The organism is Acinetobacter rudis, from assembly GCF_031157835.1.
In the GTDB taxonomy this organism is placed as follows: Bacteria; Pseudomonadota; Gammaproteobacteria; order Pseudomonadales; family Moraxellaceae; genus Acinetobacter; species Acinetobacter rudis_A.
Genome location: NZ_JAVIDR010000002.1, coordinates 263,539 through 279,766, shown reverse-complemented (window position 1 = coordinate 279,766; position 16,228 = coordinate 263,539). Strand labels below are relative to the sequence as shown.

Genomic DNA, 16,228 nt, shown 5'->3' with positions numbered 1-16,228 from the left:
TGACTATAGGCTTTGAAATAAAAAAATATTTTGAACTCTTGTTTGCTCTGCTGTTTGCAACACCGGGTGGTCCTTTTATTCTTGATAACAGAGGATTAACTTATGACAGCTCGCGAACAAGGCGTTGTTAAGTGGTTTAATGATACTAAAGGTTTTGGCTTTATTCAACGCAGTGGCGGTGACGATGTATTTGTTCACTTCCGTGCGATTATGGGTGAAGGCCACCGTTCACTTCGTGACGGTCAACGCGTTGAATTCAGCGTTGTACAAGGTCAAAAAGGTTTTCAGGCTGAAGAAGTTCAACCTTTAGACTAATTCCCTTGTGTAAAACACTTGGTGAGAGCGCCTCAATTCTTATGAGTTGAGGCGTTTTTATGTATATAATGGTTTAAATTTAAATCATTGACTGTAGAGCTCCATTTATGTCATTTGCTTTCCAAATCCTGAAATTACATCCGCAATTACAACAAGCGATTGATGCTTTAGGGTTTACTGAAATGACCCCTATCCAACAAAAAGTATTGAAATATACTTTGGCTGGACATGATGCAATTGGTCGTGCACAAACAGGTACTGGTAAAACTGCTGCGTTTTTGATTAGTGTTATTAATGATTTATTAAATAATTCATTAAATGAAACACGTTATCGTGGTGAGCCTCGTGCGCTTATTTTGGCGCCAACACGTGAACTGGCTATCCAGATTGAGAATGATGCGAAAGAGTTGGTTAAATTTACTCAGCTTAATGTTGTCACATTGGTTGGTGGTGTTGATTTTGACAAGCAACGTAAATTATTAGATGAAAATTTTGTTGATATCATGGTGGCAACACCAGGCCGTTTGATTGACTTCACTGAGCAAAAAGAAGTTTGGTTAGACCGTTTAGAGTTCTTAGTGATTGATGAGGCGGATCGTTTACTTGATATGGGCTTTATTCCTTCAGTTAAGCGAATTGTGCGTTATTCTCCACGTAAAGAACAACGTCAAACGTTAATGTTTTCAGCTACTTTTAGTTATGATGTGCTTAATTTAGCGCAGCAGTGGTTGTATGAACCTGTTACGGTTGAGATTGAGCCTGAAAAGAAAACCAATGCAGATGTTGAACAGCGTGTGTACTTGGTTGAGAAAAAAGATAAATATAAGTTGTTATGTGACATATTAAAGCAAGAACCTATTGAAAAAGTTATGATTTTTGCAAATCGTCGTGATCAAGTACGTAAACTGTATGACAATCTCAAACATGATGGTTATAAGGTTGTTATGTTATCGGGTGAAATTGCGCAAGATCGACGTTTAAAAATGTTGGATCAATTTAAAAATGGTCAACATAACATCATGATTGCAACAGATGTTGCTGGGCGTGGTATTCATGTTGATGGTGTATCACATGTAGTTAACTTCACTTTACCTGAGCAATCAGACGATTATGTTCATCGTATTGGTCGTACTGGACGGGCAGGGACTCAAGGGGTAAGTATTAGTTTCTTGTCTGAAGATGATGCTTTCTATTTACCAGAAATCGAAAAGGCAATCGGACAAAAACTACCGCTAACCCGTTTGGACGGATATTGTTAAGCATAAAGATATTTCGTTAAATAAAAACCGCTTAGATCTGTAAAACTAAGCGGTTTTTTTCTTTGGTAAAATTATCTACCTCGGCCACGGCCTCGGTTTTTATTGTTTGGTCGTGTAGTACCATTGGTTTTACGGCGTGGACGTTCGCTTTCATCCATTTGCCAAATACGTTTAGTCCCTGATTTTTTCTTTTCACCTTCTTTATTATTTTTTTGGTGCATAGGTTTGCCACCTTTACCACCTGGTTTTTTAATATAAGAACGTGAACGATAAGGCTCATCTGGTGGTAAGTCTTTAAAATCTGGATAGAGTAACGGCTCAATTTCAGTTTGCTCACCTGGTTGCAGCTGTAATTGAATTAAGTCGATGCTACCCACTTTGGTTCGAATTAAGCGTAATGTAGGAAAACCAACAGCAGATGTCATGCGTCGCACTTGACGATTACGTCCTTCGCAGATTTGGATTTCTACCCAAGAAGTTGGAATATTTGCACGATAGCGCACAGGTGGTGTTCTTTCCCATAACCACTCAGGTTCGCTTACTTTATTAACACGCGTTGGTAAGGTCATTCCATCATTGAGTTCAACACCTTGTTGTAGTTGTGCTATTGCTTCTTCAGTAATATCACCATCTACTTGGGCCAAATAGGTTTTGTATTTTTTGTTATTTGGATGAGTAATAAACTGATTGAGACCACCATGATCAGTTAATAGTAATAATCCCTCAGAATCTAAATCAAGTCGTCCAGCAATACGTAAAGATGGATCTTCAATAAAGTTTGCCATCGTTGGGTGTGTATCATCCTCGCGAAACTGAGAAAGTACATTAAAGGGCTTATTGAGGATGATGATTTTCATAAAAAAAGGCAACTTTGATCAAGTAAATGCAAAATGATGTTTGGTTATAATAGATAAATTATATGAAATTTCTCTATATGAACCAAAAGAGCAGATTGTGGATAGGATAATCTTTGTTGTCTAAAGTTAAAAGACTTGCTTACATTGCTACGATGTTTCTAAGTGAAAAAATAAAAGATTATTTGCAAAATAGTGAAAAGTAAGCATGAATTGCGAGCTTGATTTATTGAACTACTATGCAAAAGTGAGCGTCATTAGCCCTGAAATTGGTCCAAGATCTTTTAAAAAATCCAGATTTTTCAAAAGGTATTGATAAGATTTTAAAATATTTAGGAATTACCAAATGACTTTCATTAATTCTAAAATGAGTTTTTTTCTTTCTCAGGGGAGTTTTTTAACTTTACCTGTGCAATTACATGAACTGATAAAAAAAGGTGTTACTTTTGATCAGGAATACTTTTTATTTAAGGCTTTTCATAATGAACATGAGCCTATTGATAAAGAATGGGTTAGAAAGAATTATACAGATGATACAGGATTCGAATGTGCTGTTAATAGTTTTCATCTTGAAGATTACTGTAAAACAGATCTTCAAAGTTTAGGTCAATTGGCTAATATAGGTCTTAAATTACTGAATGAATTTAAAGAGTACTGGCAGGAAAATTTTAAGGTGTCATGTGTGGCTATATTAACAATGCAATTAGACACTGAGTTTGGTCCAGATGCTGTATTTAGGTTTCACAAAAAAAGGCAAGGTCAATTTTGGATTGATTTGAATTCAATCGAGTTAAGTCAAGAGGCAATAATGGTAATGGAAATAGACCCTGTAAATAATCCTGCGGTCTATTAATGGTATATTTTTTAAAAAATTAAGTAATAGGTCTATTGGGTGGGGGATTTTGAAATATTGTAAGTTATTGTTTTTGTAGTCTAAATAAAGTCTCCAGAGATGCCGCTGCATGTCGTTACCCTTGAACCCTTAAAGTTCAACGGTAAAGTCATTTTTATTCAATATTAAGCAATAATAAAGCATATTTATTGTAATAAAATCAATGATTAATGTGTTTATCCAATAATAAGCAATAATAGGAAATATTTAGCTATTTATTTTTTGGCTACATGTAGGCTACATGAAATTTAATGTTTGTGGCTACATGGTGGCTACATGAAAAAGCAGCTCAATGGCTGCTTTGCATGGTTGTGTGAAGCACTGTCTTTTTATTGAAGAACTCCACCGCATCTTTCTTTTTGTATAAGACTCGCCGTGGTCCTGACTTTACATATGGTATTCCATCACCAGTGCAACGTTTCAACTGCAACCATGGTATCGATACATCGAAAACAAGAGCAATTGTTTTAGAGGGGAATAGCGCATCATCGGGAGATACCCAAAATCTTTGAGTTTCGGATAATCGCTCCTCTGGACTAATTTGATCTAGCTTTGTTAATTTAGCCATTACGCTTTTTCCTCTAATTTTTTAACCAACCCAGTAATACGAGTAAGACCAAACGCCGTGACTCGCATGTGTAAATGTACTTTTTCTTCACCTGTATATTTATTAACAATCACATTAGAAGGACGATTGATAAATACACCAGATGTAACTTTATCGGCATAGGGCTGTAATTTTTGACCATCTCGATAACACCACTTTTTATCAAGTAATAAAGCAATCAGTTTACGCTCACCAATACCAATGGTTTTTGCACATTCACGAATATTGTAGGTGCCATCAGTACTGGCAATAACATCAAGCGCCTGTGCCTTAGGCTCTAACACTTGGATTTGAGATTGTGCTAACTCAAGTTGTTTGGCTTGATCTGCTGCAAGTTGTAGGGCATCAGCATAAGTTTGTGGTACAGCCAAGCTTTTGAGCTTGGCTAGTACATTTTTACGAACACCTTTAGATTCACGCATACCAATTAAGGTGCATTGGTCGATTGTTAGGTTATAAGCAATCGATGTTGTATTGTTCGGATTTTGAACTACGAAACTTTCGTAGTGCTCACCTTCAAGTTCATCCGTAATGCGATTATTAAAATCATTGAGGCGAACTGGATTTTCATTAAACTCAGCGCGGACAGCATTGATTATTTCTAACAAATCTTTGCTGCTCATGGTTTGAGTTTGGAGATTTGCAAGTGCATTCATAGGCTTTTATCCTCTGCAGCTTCGATCATTTTTTGCCAAATTTTTATAATTTCAACATCAATGTGATCTTTACCAATTCCAGTGGCAATAACAGCTAAAGCGTTAATCATCATCTTTTCAGTAGGTTCCTTCGGCACCAAAACAAAACCTTCTGGTACGGCTTGGGCTTTAGCAGCCAACCAAGTCTTGAACTGTAATTCGCGTTCACACTGAGCACTAAAATGTGAATATATCCGACGATACAATTCAGGGTATTCGCTCTCATCGATATCGGTAGAGATATTTGACCTCCAGTCCTGATAATGCCATGAGTCAAAAGCTTCGGATTCTTTTTGAAAATTCACCAAGTCGCTATTTGGTTCTTTCTGAATATCCATCATGCTGCCGACTCCTTGTGCTTCGTGCGAATATCAACACCACAGAAAGGACAGTGATTTAATACAACACGGTTTTTCTTAAAACGACCTGCAACGATTTGAAGTCGTACAGAGTCAGCGGCACGATGCGACATGCGTTGTGCTTGAATATCACCATATTCATTGCGTGTGACTTCTGATAGTGCTTCGCACATTTCAAGCCAGTTTCCAGTATTTTTGCAGTGTTCAGTCATCACTCCACCTCACTCACTTCAACACGATATATCTTGTTAAAATCTGGACATTCGCCAGTGTGAACAACTACTGTGTCGCAACCACCTTTAATAAATGAAATACGCTCTGCCTTGGTTGTGTCGACTGACATATGTGTAATACGTCCATCACACAAGCCGAGTAAAATAGGTTTTCTTTCAGTCATACTCCAACCTCACTTTCAGAACGAACTTCCTTAGCAAACCAAGCTACTGGGCCGTCATCTGTATCATTGATTAATACCAAAAACCATCTTCCACTAGGAGGAGGTGTAGGTTGCCATTCTTTTACAGCATCAATATCACCATCACCCCAGTATTTTTCAGCCAACTCTTCAGAACAATCCCACTCCATTTCTCTTCGGTAGAAATGAACATTGAAGTGAAGAGCCATTTTTGAATGCTCAGATTCAGTCATAAATTCACGTTCACCAAGTATCTCGGTAAGATATTTATCCAGTACTGGGTGAATCCAAAAACCATATTCACCACGTACTACTTCAACAGGTGTTAATTGATTAGATGTTTTCATGCTGTCACCTCAATACTCATTCGGGTAGTAAATATCTTCAGGATCAAAATCATCCAAAACCAAGTAAGCACCACCAAAATAGAGGGCACAGATTAATTTTTCATACTCGCTGTAAGGTTTAATTACTTCTTTACCAAGAATGTCGCCACGAATTTTGCCAGCATAAAGTTCATAGCATTCATTCCCTTCATGAAGCTTAAATTCTTTATTCTTTCGATCGATGAAGACTGGGCTTAGATTTAAGCAATTTTCAAAACTAAAAGTATGTGTTTTAGCTGACATATAACTACTAGTTGTCTCTGGCTCCGCTTCAAATCCAATGCTCCAATATCCATCAACACTCTCAGAGTCTTTAAGTAAAATATTAGGTTTTTCCCAACCATTTTCTGCAGCCTCATCTTCATTGCTTTCAATAAATGCTTCAAAAAGTTCAGACATTAATACAAATTCTGGAATCTTTAGATTATTGATTGCATCTATTGCCACGGATTTAATTTTTTGTACCGCATTGTCTTCAATGCCTGATTCGCCCCACTCAGTCTTTAATGTATTGGTTATAAGGGTGTTGTATTTTGCTAAGTCAACAAAATTACCAATATCACTAGGCATGGCATTTTTAATAGCCTCTTTTACACGATCTGGAAACTCTCCCCAGCGAAACACATCATCAATGGCACCTGTATAAAGTTTTTTTACAGCAGCCGTGATCATATCTTTGTATTCTTGGGACTCTTCAAAGCGCTTGCATTGATCTGCAATATTTTGTGCTAAGGCTGATACATTAATATTATTTTCCATGATTATTCTCCTTTAACCGACAACATAACCGCATGATCCTGCGCTGTAATAGTTTGACGCTCCACTTCATCAGAGCAGCCTTTAAACATCACAAAGGACAAAGTCATAATAATGATGAATACTGACACGGCGACAAGACCTGAGCCTTTAGGTTGTGGTGATGGCGGTGGATCGTAAAGGATCGCCGTGGTTTGACTTTTAGGGTGAAGTTTTTTCATAATGATCTCGCTTTAGGGCAAAGGCACATCAGTAGTTAAGAGGATTGATGTGCCTTTTTTTTGTTTGTTCGAGATAAATATAAGAAAACTTAGTTTTATTGTCAATAAGAAAACTTACTTTTAATTTTGGTAACTTATTTTTTTGATAAAGAAAAACCCGCAGAATATTCCGCGGGTTCATATTGTGAATCTGGATTTAGGTTAGAATTAATATGTAATTTTTAGGATGTTTGTCCACGCTTAAAGTTATCGTCATCTATACAATAATCTAGTGAATCTCTTAGAACACCAACAGCCCGGTAAATATATTCAGGTTTATCCAAAAAGATAGAACCATTTGCTTGTACTTCAAGTCCAGCTCTTTCAAGTTCCGATCGCTTAGCTTGATCCATCGGAACAATAAATTGGATGGTTGGGCGCTTTCTATTTACATCATATCTAAACAACCATCGATTATTCTTCCCTTGGTAAAGGATAGAGAAATAGCTCTCAGTGTCCTTCGAAATCAACTCAATACCAGGGAATAAATCTGTAATAATTTTTTGTAATTCCAGCTCTTCTTTGGTGGTAATGATTTTTTCGTTGTCTGGATTAACGATATAATCTACGACCTCAACAACTTCTTGATCTTCTGTAATTTTTTGCTTTTGTTCAACAGGTTGTGCAGTGATAATTGTTGGTGATGATAGCCCTTTTACAACAGTATCACTGATAACTTGTTGAACTGCCTGTTTAACAAAAGGCTGAATTGATTCTAGAAACTTTGTATTGAGTTGGCGTGGTACAGTAGCCTGCTGAGCAACATAGCGAACAAAATCTATATCCGACTCGTTTATACATTTCCGTATCACTGTTTTAAATTGCTGTATATATTGATTTTCTTCCGCAAAATAACGTAATTTCTCTGCATGAAAGTTATCATGTCTAAACTCAGCAAGTTGGACCAAATCCTCTGGCTTTGACTTGGTGAAATCAATAGTCAGGAATGGTCGTTCATCCATTACATTGGTATTAATTAGATCCGTAAAAAATCTCCACTCCCTGCCATTTGTAATAGCACCTATTGTCACACCAAGACTGCTATTAAAGTATCTAGATAACTGGGGAGCATGATTGGTTAGATCTGAAGCATAAGATTTCGCCTCAATAAACATCACGGGCTGATTATTGCAATACAACGCATAATCAACACGCTCAGTAGCCTTGACTCCGGGGAAATCTGCTGCGAATTCAGCCAATACCTTGGTTGGGTCATATGGACTAAATCCCAATATATCCAAAAGCGGTAAAATTAAGGCCTGCTTGGTGGTTTCTTCTGTTGAGCAGTGTGCACCAACTTTTTTTACATGCTCAATATGGCCTTTGAGTTTGTCTACAAAATTTTCCATATATCCCCCAATGAGTTAATTAAATTATAAAGAAGTATGTTATTGAGTTTATGTCTTTTGATGAGACATTGTGCTTGGTACTTTATTTCCCAAACTGCCTTACATGCTCTACAACCACGCCAATTATACGGATCTCTTGTTTAGTGGAGTCCATAACAGGAAAGTCTTGATTAAGTGGGATTAATTCAAATGTTTCTCGGCCATGCTCGTCATAACCAATTGCTCGATATTTCTTAAACGTAGCCTCATGACAGCCATTCTGAGCAATTACATAACATCCTGGATAAGCAAGTTTTGAGGCATCCACCACAAGCTTATCACCAGGGTTAAATTCAGGGGTCATGCTTAAACCTGATACCTCAAGCGAAAATACACTTTCAGGTTTTGAATTTTCATACGTGGTGTAGGTTTCACCTTTGGCATTTATGCCATCATAACCAGTTTCATGAAATGTTCCGGCTTGTACAAAATCCAGAACAGGAATGCGTCTTAACGGTTTTTCATTAATACGTACATTACTGAAAGAGCTATCGGTTGGAGTTTTGTGGGTGGAACTACCATTACCAGTCAGAATGTATTCAGTAGTAACACCAAATAAATTAGCCATAGCTTCTAAAGATGCAGCCTTAGGCTGGTAACTATCTTTTTCCCACTCTGTAACAGCAGGTGAACTCACCCCCGCAACTTTGGCCAACTGGGCTTGCGTTAATTTTTTCGATCGTCGAAGGGTGCGAATGCGCTGCCCAATAGTTTCAGTATTCATATAAGTTATCTTACATCTTGTAAAAGTAAGAATTCTTTGATTTAATACTAAGAAATCTTACTTTTATGGTGAATTTTATGACTAAACAGGAAGCCTGTGCACTCCTGGGGGTTAATGGGGTTGGCTTGGCTGCTTTATTGAAAATTAAACCTGCCGCTGTTTACCAGTGGCCAGAAGAGAAAATTCCTTTAGCTCGGGAATATCAGGTTCTCGATTTAGCTGCTGGAAAAAAACCAATCTTACGCAACACCCAATCTTTAACTGCTTAAAAATAACCATGAGTAAAGTATCTCAACTCATCATCATCAAATAAACGTGAATAAACCCAAGGATTCACATGGAAATTTCCAAAGAAACAAAAACAGCATTACACAAGATGATTCATCACTCCACTGGTATCACGCCAAAGGATGTTGCTGATGTTCTAGGTGTTTCGCACAAAACCGTTTTGAACTATGCCAATCCAAACATGGACACGCATTTACCGAGCCTCAAAGCTTTTGAATCAATGCTTGTTTACACGCAAAACCCTGCCTGCCTAAAAGTATGGTCTCACATGCTTGGCTTTATGTTGGTTCCAGTAAACAACACAGATGGAAAGGATCACCACCTAACTGTCCTTGAGTCTTTATTGGGTACAAATATCAATGTAGGGCAAGTCAATCAACAAGTTCATGACGTTATGGCAGATGGAGTAGTAACACCATCTGAAATGGATGAAACAGATCAAATTTTAGAGCAGCTAGAAGTAAACATTAGAGCATTGCGTCAAGCAATGAAATCAGAGTGTGCAAAGTATTTGTCAGCTCTACAAACAGAAAAAGCCTGACGGTCGAGGTCAGGCTTTTAGTATTCAATTAGGGTCACTAAATGAACATGAATATCTTAACAGATATTGAGCTAAGTCAGAAGATTCACTTACTCGAAATCGCAGTCGAAAACCACGTTAAGTGTAAGAATTTACACACTTCTTTTGAACTGGAAACGGCTCGTCAGAATCTTTATAACTCTGTGAAAGGACAGAAGGCAAAAATGCCTAAAGGGGTTGAAGCATGAGTAGATTACTAATCAATGAATCACCTCTACAGGTACAACCATCTTTAGCAAAAGCGATAGGCTTGAATGAAGCTATTTTTTTACAGCAACTCCATTACTGGATGGGTGCATCTAGATTTGTGCGTGATGGTCGAAAGTGGGTTTATAACAGTTATCAGGAGTGGGTGGATCAGCTTAAATATCTGTCTATTTCGACTTTAAAACGAGCTATCAATTCATTAAAAAATCAAGATTTACTGATTGTGGAACAATTCGATAAGGTTCGCTCAAATCAAATTAATTTCTACTCAATTAATTATGAAAATTTAGCCAAATTAGAGGCTGAAATCATGCAACCTATTGATTTTATTCATGAGGTCAAAATGAGCCAATGCATAGGGTCAGATTGCACCAATGCATTGGGTCAAAATGAACCAATGGATGAGGTCAAAATGAACCAATCTCCATTGGGTCAAAATGAACCAATCTATACAAGAGAATTACAAGAGAATACTCAAGAGAGTACTAGTGCGCACACACTTGAAAAATCTTCTAAATTTTCAGCTAAAAAATATCTCATTGAAAACGGTGTTTCTGAAAACACTGCAAACGAATATCTCAACTTGAGAAACAAGAAAAAGAAATCGGTTACTGAGACTGTGATCAAACTTGTTTTAAACCAAGCCAAGAAAGCAAATATCTCGAACGAACGTGCTTTCCTGATCATCGCTGCAAAGGGGTGGGATTCGTTTAATTCAAGTTGGAATTGGCAAGAAATCAACGCTGAGTTAGATCAACTTGAAAACAACGCCGTGAATAACACAGAAACACAACCACAGGTTAATCAAACACCAGTGATCAACCTCCCATTAAAACCAAAAGGATTCTTGGGAGCAGCACAATGATCGACACTAAAATTCATAGCATCCAAATCGAACAAGCTGTGCTGGCTGCGCTCATGACCGTTTCAGGGTCATATGCACGAGTTGAAAATATTCTGACTGAGGATTGCTTTCACGCTACGCGCCACAAAGTGATTTTTAAAACCATCACAGACTTGGATTCTAAAAACTCACCGTACGATGTGGTACTGGTCAATGAGTCGTTAGAACGCAATAGCCAAATTGAAGCATCAGGCGGTGAGCAGTATTTGATGCAAGTCATGGGTGAAGCGCCGTCTAGTTATCACAACCTGATTTCATACGCTGAAAAACTCAAAGATCTATCGATTCGTCGCAAGGTTGAAGCGGAAGCGTTCAAAGTGATGAATTTAGCTCGTCACTCAGATGTAAGCCGTGGTGATTTGGTTTTAAACGCTCAGGGTATGTTTGCTGATATCAACACAGATCAGGGTAGTGAATCACTGGCACACATCCACGATGCAGCCGCAAATACGTTTGGTGAGATACATCGCAAGCTTGAACAGTATGCGAGTGGTCAAACGATGATTCGCGGTATTCAGACTGGTATTCATGACTTGGACAAAATGCTTGGTGATGTTGAACCAGGGTGTTTACTTGTTTTGGCTGCTCGTCCTGCAATGGGTAAAACCACAATGATGCAGACCATTGCCAGTCACGTTTCAATCGTTCAAGGCAAACCTAGTGTGATTATGTCGGGTGAGATGCCTAAAGAACAGATCGCAATGCGCCTGTGTTGCGCTGTAGGGCCTGCTGACATAGGTAAGGTGCGTAATGCTCCACACGAGTTGTCAAAAGACGAATTTACGGCTTATACGAACGCCGTGGCTATGCTTAAAAACGTACCAATGGAGATTAACGATACTTCACGCCCATCAATCGCAAATATTCAAGAGACTATTCGCAAGGTTAAACACAAATACGGTTCTGTTGGTGTGGTCCTAGTGGATTACTTGCAGATCATGAAAACCAGTAAGAACTTTGCACGTGAAGATTTGAAGATTGCGTATTTCACAGGTGAGCTCAAGGCAATGGCTAAGGAGTTTGATTGTGTGATTGTACTTTTGTCACAGCTTAATCGTGAACTTGAGAAGCGACCAAACAAACGACCAATGATGTCAGATTTACGTGAATCAGGAGCCATTGAACAAGATGCTGATCAAATCGTTTTCTTGTATCGGGATGAGGTCTACAACAAAGAATCTAAATACGCAGGTATTGCCGAGGCCATTGTGGGTAAAAACCGACATGGTGAGGTGGGTAGAGCATTAATGCATTCACAGTTGAAGTACTGCCAGTTTTCTAACTTGGATAGTAGTGCAATTGAGCAGATTCAGGGTATGGAGAAGGTGGCATGAAATTGAGCAAAATCCAACGCGCCGAACTCAAGCAAAAATTTAATGGCCATTGTGCCTATTGTGGTGAATTGCTTGGTGATAAGTGGCATGCAGATCATATCGAAGCTGTTAAGCGTGAACTTGAGTATGTTGGTGGCGGTGTGTTGCGCACAACCAGTGAAATGCTGCGACCACATAACGACACACTGGAAAATCTTAACCCTGCATGTGTGCCGTGTAATACCAATAAGTCTTCTATGTCACTGGAAAGCTGGCGACACATGCTTGGTCATTATCGTGATGTTCAATTACTTCGGGATAGTACTCATGCAAGACATTTACATCGTTTTGGATTGATTGAGATTAAGCCTAATCCTGTTGTTTTCTTCTTTGAGACGTTTGGAGGGGCTTGTCAGTGAAACCAATCCGTTTAACTCCAGAAGAACGTCAGTTAATCATATCAAGACGAGAAAAAGCTGCCCAAAAGCTTGCTTTAGAAAAGTTTCAAGAGAAAGCACTAGATGTGGCAAACCATTGGGTTAAGTGGTCAAAAAAGAATGGTGAGGGTCTGAGCTTTTCTACATTCGTTAATAGCTTCAATTATCAGGATGGTGATGGAAAGCGGATGTATACAGCTGTTAAAAAAATTCTTGAAACTGTTTATCAGTTGGGTGGTGAGCATGAATAAGGTCACTTTCGAAGCCAAGTTTTTTGCAATAAATCTTAAGTATTTACGTTCACTACATACAGCGCATTGCAAGGCTAATGGATATCACTACGACACGGGTGTTTATTTGACAAGTTGTAGAGGGTGTAAATGAGTAACTTCCTTATCGGTTTATTGATTGGTGGCATCGTAGCTTGGTGGATATGTGGCAATTACATCCACAGAATGATCGCAGCTGAATGTGAGCGTCTAGGTGGGTTCTTTCTAGGTAATAAGACTTTTAAGTGTGTGGCCATTGTTGATCGTGAAGTTAAGACGGGTACACCAGAGGCAATATTGGAGGCAGAGCGGAAATGAATGAATTAACACAAGAGGAACTAACAGTTATTCGTCGTGCTGCTGAAGATGCTATTCATGCTGCAAATAAGCACTACAAGCCATTTATTGATGTGGTGGCTCATCCATTAAACATCATTGCACTTGTTGATATGGCAGTTAAGCAGACTGAGATTGATCATTTAAATATCGTGTTGGAAGAGCGCACCAAGGAGTGGTTAAAAGCAATTGAGCTGGGTGATTACTTTAAAAATGTAGCAAAGACTTTGAAGGCTGAGTTAGATCAAAAGGATGCGCAAATTAAAGAGCTCGAGGCTAAGAGAAAATCATTGAAGTACCTTTTTGATAGCTTAATTTCTGAATGTGAATTATGGGGGTATGAGTCCAATCAATCTGACAGGGCTATTGTGTTATTAAAACAAGCTTTGGTGGCTGCCCAATGAGACTAAGCCTTTTACTTCTAATTATCTTCTGCGCCGTGGCTGGTGCAGGTAGTAATCAACATCATGCGTTGGGGTATTTATGAAAAGCGAAGTGTCTGAATTAGATCTGCGAATGCCTGAATTTAGAGATCCTAAGTTAAAACTAGAAGACCTTGAATTTGATGCTGATGGTCAGGTGGTGCGCAAAGATCGTTTTGAAAGAGCTATGCGCCAAATCTCTGGAATGTTGCATGGTGTTAATGGTTTGAGTGCGAGTACTGGCTGGACTTGTGATCAAGTTATCGAGGCTGTTCGTCAGTTAAGAGATCAGGGTGTACCAAATATTATCAACGGGACAATTCAGAATAAAAGGAATGTATTTGACTGGCACAAAGGAGATTGGGTGGACGTAAAGGGTGGAACCCATGACACCTAACCAATTCCTAATTTGCATGCTAATTCTCATTGTTATCGCCGTGTTTGCATCATCACAACAGAGTGTGCATCACGCACTAGGTTATCTATGAGCAGTATGTCGATAGCTGAGTACAAGCAGCTTGTTAAGAAAAAGCCCGTAAGACGTAAGCGTCCTGCGGTCAAAACTCAAAAGGTAGTGAGTGAGGGTGAAGCAATACTGGCTCAGCATTTAAAAGTTCACGGGATTGGTTTTGAGACAGAGTTTAAGTTTCATGAGACAAGAAAATGGAGAGCTGATTTTTATTTAACTGGAACTAAGTTGTTGATCGAGGTTGAGGGCGGTATCTGGAGTAATGGAAGGCATACAAGAGGCAGTGGTTATCAGGCAGATATAGAGAAGTATAACGCGGCTGCAATGTTGGGTTATACGGTGCTGAGGTTTAGCACGGCGGATGTGAAGAGCGGTAGGGCGATAGAGCAGATTAAGGGGATGGTGAACGATGCGTAAGAAAAAAGATAAGTCATGGCTGTATGTGGTGTTGTTCATGATCTTTGTTGTTGTGGCTTTAGCACTTAATACATTCAACACAATACAGGTCTGTAAAACACAAGATGTATTTTGGGTAAATGGTACACAGTACACGTGCAAATGGTTTAAGTGAGGGTATGACAATGAGTTCAGCAATAACGATTATGCAGGCAACAAACTGGAAAAAGTATAGTTTTGAGGAATGGTGCCGTCAGCTTGGTGCGTGGATCAATGGTGATAATGAAACCATGGTGCGTATCGTAAAAACCATGCCACTAAAACGAATTACTCAAAAACATAGAGAAAAGTTACTAGCCATGTATATGAGTGATGAAAACTTAAAAGATCGATTGTGTGTGCGCCGTAAAGGAACGTGCTGTGAATTGGATAGTAACGAAGCTCGCGCGATTCAAAAACTCTTAATTGATCTTCAGTCTGTTGATGATGAAGTTGTACAAGAGTGGATTGGGGCAATCTGGTGGCATTATGTGATGGGTGAGTCGATTCGTGATATTGCAAAGAGCAATGATACATATATAGCTCAAATACAACAGGATATTAAATGTGGATTGGCATTTATTAAATCTCGTTACCCACATTTTCAAATTGAAAAGTTTGCTAAGAACGTCAGTAATGAAATTGAGTTTGCTTGACTGCATATACGGGGTGTGGCATATTTGTGATACCGTGGCGATTTATGTATTTAACGCCATCAAAAAGCCTCGCATTTGCGGGGTTTTTTTGTTGGAGCTTCTTTTAGTTTCAATATTGTCGTACGCCCCAGTTCGTGGCATTAGAACCCTTTTCTAGCACGCCATAGGTGCATAACGAATTAGACAACCTTAGTGAGGTTTCATGACGACCGCCTGTTCGTGTCGATACGGGCATTATGCGCCTATAGCTCAGTTGACTAGAGTATCCGCCTTCTAAGTGGATGGTCACAGGTTCGAATCCTGTTAGGCGTGCCAAATTTTATAAAATCACAATTAGGATATCAGAATGAGTAAAGAAGATATGAATCAAAAAATTAAAAATCTCGATGCAGAGATTACTGAAATGAAATCAGATTTTTGCGTTGAGCACTTGTTGCCTAATGAAGGTGAAGATCAACTTGAATCGATTATCACGAAAGCAATTAAGTTTGGTGAGTTGGTTGCTCAGCGAGATTCAATCTCAAGTTAAACCTTTTGAATTTAAAACCATGTTTAAAACATAAGTAATTTAATACAGCCCACCTTGTGTGGGTTTCTTTTTGCGTGGAGGAAAGTGTAGTGAAGAATCAAAAAGGTAATGCAGTTGTTGGTATTTCAATTGCTGGTGCGATCATTGCACTTATTGTTCTGCTATTTGTATGGCCGCAATACCGAGTATGGCAACAGGGCATGAGTGGTCAGGCTCGTTTAGCCGAGGCACAACAGTCAAAGCAAATTGCTATTGAAACCGCTAAGGCTGAACTAGAAAGTGCTCAGTTACGTGCACAGGCTATCAAGGTAATTGGCGAAACAGCAAAGCAATATCCTGAATACCGCAATCAAGAGTTCATTGGTGCGTTTGGTGATGCTTTACGTGATGGCAAGATTCAGCAAATTGTTTATGTGCCAACCGAGGCAAATATTCCAATCCTTGAGGCTGGTAAGCGACCAGTTGGTGAATAA

Annotated in this window: 29 protein-coding genes and 1 tRNA gene; 19 read left to right on the top strand and 11 right to left on the bottom strand. The window is 38.8% G+C overall.

Annotated features, from left to right (window positions below):
• The first annotated feature begins 102 nt into the window (after positions 1–102).
• Positions 103–315, top strand: a complete 213-nt coding sequence (locus RFH42_RS03330; RefSeq protein ID WP_016655492.1) for a cold-shock protein — start codon at positions 103–105, stop codon at positions 313–315.
• A 107-nt stretch (positions 316–422) separates the two neighbouring features.
• Entirely contained in the window at positions 423–1,574 is a 1,152-nt protein-coding gene (rhlB, locus tag RFH42_RS03325) for an ATP-dependent RNA helicase RhlB (RefSeq protein ID WP_308974131.1), read from the top strand.
• 71 nt (positions 1,575–1,645) lie between these two features.
• Here the strand turns inward: rhlB and RFH42_RS03320 are convergent, their stop codons facing one another.
• Positions 1,646–2,431, bottom strand: a complete 786-nt coding sequence (locus RFH42_RS03320; RefSeq protein WP_308974130.1) for a pseudouridine synthase — start codon at positions 2,429–2,431, stop codon at positions 1,646–1,648.
• A 343-nt stretch (positions 2,432–2,774) separates the two neighbouring features.
• Between RFH42_RS03320 and RFH42_RS03315 the strand changes: the two genes are divergently transcribed.
• Positions 2,775–3,281 (top strand): hypothetical protein, encoded by a 507-nt coding sequence (locus RFH42_RS03315; RefSeq protein WP_308974129.1) that lies wholly within the window; start codon positions 2,775–2,777, stop codon positions 3,279–3,281.
• Positions 3,282–3,609: 328 nt separating this feature from the next.
• Here the strand turns inward: RFH42_RS03315 and RFH42_RS03310 are convergent, their stop codons facing one another.
• The 10 genes from RFH42_RS03310 to RFH42_RS03265 form a co-directional block, all read right to left on the bottom strand.
• The gene (locus tag RFH42_RS03310; RefSeq protein WP_308974128.1) at positions 3,610–3,888 is read right to left on the bottom strand and encodes a DNA-binding protein; all 279 of its coding nucleotides are present in this window, start codon (positions 3,886–3,888) and stop codon (positions 3,610–3,612) included.
• Entirely contained in the window at positions 3,888–4,583 is a 696-nt protein-coding gene (locus RFH42_RS03305; RefSeq protein ID WP_308974127.1) for a phage antirepressor KilAC domain-containing protein, read from the bottom strand. The genes RFH42_RS03310 and RFH42_RS03305 overlap by 1 nt, the downstream gene beginning before the upstream one ends.
• Positions 4,580–4,963: a hypothetical protein gene (locus RFH42_RS03300; protein WP_308974126.1), complete on the bottom strand. Its 384-nt coding sequence runs from the start codon at positions 4,961–4,963 to the stop codon at positions 4,580–4,582. Before RFH42_RS03300 ends, RFH42_RS03305 begins: the two co-directional genes overlap by 4 nt.
• Positions 4,960–5,193, bottom strand: a complete 234-nt coding sequence (locus RFH42_RS03295) for a hypothetical protein (RefSeq protein WP_308974125.1) — start codon at positions 5,191–5,193, stop codon at positions 4,960–4,962. The genes RFH42_RS03300 and RFH42_RS03295 overlap by 4 nt, the downstream gene beginning before the upstream one ends.
• Positions 5,193–5,378: a hypothetical protein gene (locus RFH42_RS03290; protein ID WP_308974124.1), complete on the bottom strand. Its 186-nt coding sequence runs from the start codon at positions 5,376–5,378 to the stop codon at positions 5,193–5,195. The genes RFH42_RS03295 and RFH42_RS03290 overlap by 1 nt, the downstream gene beginning before the upstream one ends.
• Complete coding sequence (locus RFH42_RS03285) at positions 5,375–5,743, bottom strand: hypothetical protein (RefSeq protein WP_308974123.1); 369 nt, start codon at positions 5,741–5,743, stop codon at positions 5,375–5,377. Before RFH42_RS03285 ends, RFH42_RS03290 begins: the two co-directional genes overlap by 4 nt.
• A gap of 9 nt (positions 5,744–5,752) precedes the next feature.
• The gene (locus RFH42_RS03280; RefSeq protein WP_308974122.1) at positions 5,753–6,541 is read right to left on the bottom strand and encodes a hypothetical protein; all 789 of its coding nucleotides are present in this window, start codon (positions 6,539–6,541) and stop codon (positions 5,753–5,755) included.
• 2 nt (positions 6,542–6,543) lie between these two features.
• Complete coding sequence (locus RFH42_RS03275; protein ID WP_308974121.1) at positions 6,544–6,759, bottom strand: hypothetical protein; 216 nt, start codon at positions 6,757–6,759, stop codon at positions 6,544–6,546.
• A 221-nt stretch (positions 6,760–6,980) separates the two neighbouring features.
• Positions 6,981–8,147, bottom strand: a complete 1,167-nt coding sequence (locus tag RFH42_RS03270) for a type I restriction endonuclease (protein ID WP_308974120.1) — start codon at positions 8,145–8,147, stop codon at positions 6,981–6,983.
• An 82-nt stretch (positions 8,148–8,229) separates the two neighbouring features.
• Positions 8,230–8,910 carry a LexA family protein gene (locus RFH42_RS03265; protein WP_308974119.1) on the bottom strand — a complete coding sequence of 227 codons (681 nt, stop codon included), beginning with the start codon at positions 8,908–8,910 and terminating at the stop codon, positions 8,230–8,232.
• A gap of 77 nt (positions 8,911–8,987) precedes the next feature.
• On the opposite strand from RFH42_RS03265, the gene RFH42_RS03260 reads away from it, so the two are divergent.
• The 16 genes from RFH42_RS03260 to RFH42_RS03185 all read left to right on the top strand — a co-directional run bounded on the left by RFH42_RS03260 (position 8,988) and on the right by RFH42_RS03185 (position 16,228).
• A complete protein-coding gene (locus tag RFH42_RS03260) occupies positions 8,988–9,179 on the top strand; it encodes a Cro/CI family transcriptional regulator (protein ID WP_308974118.1) in 192 nt (63 codons plus the stop codon).
• A gap of 68 nt (positions 9,180–9,247) precedes the next feature.
• Positions 9,248–9,739: a phage regulatory CII family protein gene (locus RFH42_RS03255; RefSeq protein WP_308974117.1), complete on the top strand. Its 492-nt coding sequence runs from the start codon at positions 9,248–9,250 to the stop codon at positions 9,737–9,739.
• A gap of 41 nt (positions 9,740–9,780) precedes the next feature.
• The gene (locus tag RFH42_RS03250) at positions 9,781–9,966 is read left to right on the top strand and encodes a hypothetical protein (RefSeq protein WP_308974116.1); all 186 of its coding nucleotides are present in this window, start codon (positions 9,781–9,783) and stop codon (positions 9,964–9,966) included.
• On the top strand, positions 9,963–10,850 hold the full coding sequence (locus tag RFH42_RS03245) for a hypothetical protein (RefSeq protein ID WP_308974115.1): 888 nt from the start codon (positions 9,963–9,965) through the stop codon (positions 10,848–10,850). Before RFH42_RS03250 ends, RFH42_RS03245 begins: the two co-directional genes overlap by 4 nt.
• Positions 10,850–12,223, top strand: coding sequence for a replicative DNA helicase (locus RFH42_RS03240; RefSeq protein WP_308974268.1), 1,374 nt, complete (start codon positions 10,850–10,852; stop codon positions 12,221–12,223). Before RFH42_RS03245 ends, RFH42_RS03240 begins: the two co-directional genes overlap by 1 nt.
• Entirely contained in the window at positions 12,220–12,621 is a 402-nt protein-coding gene (locus RFH42_RS03235; protein ID WP_308974114.1) for an HNH endonuclease, read from the top strand. Before RFH42_RS03240 ends, RFH42_RS03235 begins: the two co-directional genes overlap by 4 nt.
• Positions 12,618–12,890 carry a hypothetical protein gene (locus tag RFH42_RS03230; protein ID WP_308974113.1) on the top strand — a complete coding sequence of 91 codons (273 nt, stop codon included), beginning with the start codon at positions 12,618–12,620 and terminating at the stop codon, positions 12,888–12,890. The genes RFH42_RS03235 and RFH42_RS03230 overlap by 4 nt, the downstream gene beginning before the upstream one ends.
• A gap of 129 nt (positions 12,891–13,019) precedes the next feature.
• A complete protein-coding gene (locus RFH42_RS03225) occupies positions 13,020–13,226 on the top strand; it encodes a hypothetical protein (protein ID WP_308974112.1) in 207 nt (68 codons plus the stop codon).
• Positions 13,223–13,648 carry a hypothetical protein gene (locus RFH42_RS03220; RefSeq protein ID WP_308974111.1) on the top strand — a complete coding sequence of 142 codons (426 nt, stop codon included), beginning with the start codon at positions 13,223–13,225 and terminating at the stop codon, positions 13,646–13,648. The genes RFH42_RS03225 and RFH42_RS03220 overlap by 4 nt, the downstream gene beginning before the upstream one ends.
• Before the next feature lie 79 nt (positions 13,649–13,727).
• A complete protein-coding gene (locus tag RFH42_RS03215; RefSeq protein ID WP_308974110.1) occupies positions 13,728–14,063 on the top strand; it encodes a hypothetical protein in 336 nt (111 codons plus the stop codon).
• 87 nt (positions 14,064–14,150) lie between these two features.
• Positions 14,151–14,552, top strand: coding sequence for an endonuclease domain-containing protein (locus RFH42_RS03210; protein WP_308974109.1), 402 nt, complete (start codon positions 14,151–14,153; stop codon positions 14,550–14,552).
• Positions 14,545–14,706: a hypothetical protein gene (locus RFH42_RS03205; protein WP_308974108.1), complete on the top strand. Its 162-nt coding sequence runs from the start codon at positions 14,545–14,547 to the stop codon at positions 14,704–14,706. The genes RFH42_RS03210 and RFH42_RS03205 overlap by 8 nt, the downstream gene beginning before the upstream one ends.
• Positions 14,707–14,716: 10 nt before the next feature.
• Positions 14,717–15,226: a hypothetical protein gene (locus RFH42_RS03200; RefSeq protein WP_308974107.1), complete on the top strand. Its 510-nt coding sequence runs from the start codon at positions 14,717–14,719 to the stop codon at positions 15,224–15,226.
• Between the two features lie 238 nt (positions 15,227–15,464).
• A tRNA-Arg gene (locus tag RFH42_RS03195) sits at positions 15,465–15,541 on the top strand.
• Between the two features lie 31 nt (positions 15,542–15,572).
• Complete coding sequence (locus tag RFH42_RS03190; RefSeq protein ID WP_308974106.1) at positions 15,573–15,755, top strand: hypothetical protein; 183 nt, start codon at positions 15,573–15,575, stop codon at positions 15,753–15,755.
• A gap of 89 nt (positions 15,756–15,844) precedes the next feature.
• A complete protein-coding gene (locus RFH42_RS03185) occupies positions 15,845–16,228 on the top strand; it encodes a hypothetical protein (protein WP_308974105.1) in 384 nt (127 codons plus the stop codon).

Bases quoted from the DNA above. Each gene is read 5' to 3' on its own strand.
- RFH42_RS03310 (WP_308974128.1), bottom strand. From the start codon at position 3,888: ATGGCTAAATTAACAAAGCTAGATCAAATTAGTCCAGAGGAGCGATTA.
- RFH42_RS03190 (WP_308974106.1), top strand. From the start codon at position 15,573: ATGAGTAAAGAAGATATGAATCAAAAAATTAAAAATCTCGATGCAGAG.
- RFH42_RS03250 (WP_308974116.1), top strand. From the start codon at position 9,781: ATGAACATGAATATCTTAACAGATATTGAGCTAAGTCAGAAGATTCAC.
- RFH42_RS03255 (WP_308974117.1), top strand. From the start codon at position 9,248: ATGGAAATTTCCAAAGAAACAAAAACAGCATTACACAAGATGATTCAT.
- RFH42_RS03300 (WP_308974126.1), bottom strand. From the start codon at position 4,963: ATGATGGATATTCAGAAAGAACCAAATAGCGACTTGGTGAATTTTCAA.
- RFH42_RS03285 (WP_308974123.1), bottom strand. From the start codon at position 5,743: ATGAAAACATCTAATCAATTAACACCTGTTGAAGTAGTACGTGGTGAA.
- RFH42_RS03275 (WP_308974121.1), bottom strand. From the start codon at position 6,759: ATGAAAAAACTTCACCCTAAAAGTCAAACCACGGCGATCCTTTACGAT.
- RFH42_RS03290 (WP_308974124.1), bottom strand. From the start codon at position 5,378: ATGACTGAAAGAAAACCTATTTTACTCGGCTTGTGTGATGGACGTATT.
- RFH42_RS03220 (WP_308974111.1), top strand. From the start codon at position 13,223: ATGAATGAATTAACACAAGAGGAACTAACAGTTATTCGTCGTGCTGCT.
- RFH42_RS03210 (WP_308974109.1), top strand. From the start codon at position 14,151: ATGAGCAGTATGTCGATAGCTGAGTACAAGCAGCTTGTTAAGAAAAAG.
- RFH42_RS03215 (WP_308974110.1), top strand. From the start codon at position 13,728: ATGAAAAGCGAAGTGTCTGAATTAGATCTGCGAATGCCTGAATTTAGA.
- RFH42_RS03245 (WP_308974115.1), top strand. From the start codon at position 9,963: ATGAGTAGATTACTAATCAATGAATCACCTCTACAGGTACAACCATCT.
- RFH42_RS03235 (WP_308974114.1), top strand. From the start codon at position 12,220: ATGAAATTGAGCAAAATCCAACGCGCCGAACTCAAGCAAAAATTTAAT.
- RFH42_RS03225 (WP_308974112.1), top strand. From the start codon at position 13,020: ATGAGTAACTTCCTTATCGGTTTATTGATTGGTGGCATCGTAGCTTGG.
- RFH42_RS03280 (WP_308974122.1), bottom strand. From the start codon at position 6,541: ATGGAAAATAATATTAATGTATCAGCCTTAGCACAAAATATTGCAGAT.
- RFH42_RS03305 (WP_308974127.1), bottom strand. From the start codon at position 4,583: ATGAATGCACTTGCAAATCTCCAAACTCAAACCATGAGCAGCAAAGAT.
- RFH42_RS03320 (WP_308974130.1), bottom strand. From the start codon at position 2,431: ATGAAAATCATCATCCTCAATAAGCCCTTTAATGTACTTTCTCAGTTT.
- rhlB (WP_308974131.1), top strand. From the start codon at position 423: ATGTCATTTGCTTTCCAAATCCTGAAATTACATCCGCAATTACAACAA.
- RFH42_RS03315 (WP_308974129.1), top strand. From the start codon at position 2,775: ATGACTTTCATTAATTCTAAAATGAGTTTTTTTCTTTCTCAGGGGAGT.
- RFH42_RS03295 (WP_308974125.1), bottom strand. From the start codon at position 5,193: ATGACTGAACACTGCAAAAATACTGGAAACTGGCTTGAAATGTGCGAA.
- RFH42_RS03260 (WP_308974118.1), top strand. From the start codon at position 8,988: ATGACTAAACAGGAAGCCTGTGCACTCCTGGGGGTTAATGGGGTTGGC.
- RFH42_RS03270 (WP_308974120.1), bottom strand. From the start codon at position 8,147: ATGGAAAATTTTGTAGACAAACTCAAAGGCCATATTGAGCATGTAAAA.
- RFH42_RS03330 (WP_016655492.1), top strand. From the start codon at position 103: ATGACAGCTCGCGAACAAGGCGTTGTTAAGTGGTTTAATGATACTAAA.
- RFH42_RS03205 (WP_308974108.1), top strand. From the start codon at position 14,545: ATGCGTAAGAAAAAAGATAAGTCATGGCTGTATGTGGTGTTGTTCATG.
- RFH42_RS03265 (WP_308974119.1), bottom strand. From the start codon at position 8,910: ATGAATACTGAAACTATTGGGCAGCGCATTCGCACCCTTCGACGATCG.
- RFH42_RS03200 (WP_308974107.1), top strand. From the start codon at position 14,717: ATGAGTTCAGCAATAACGATTATGCAGGCAACAAACTGGAAAAAGTAT.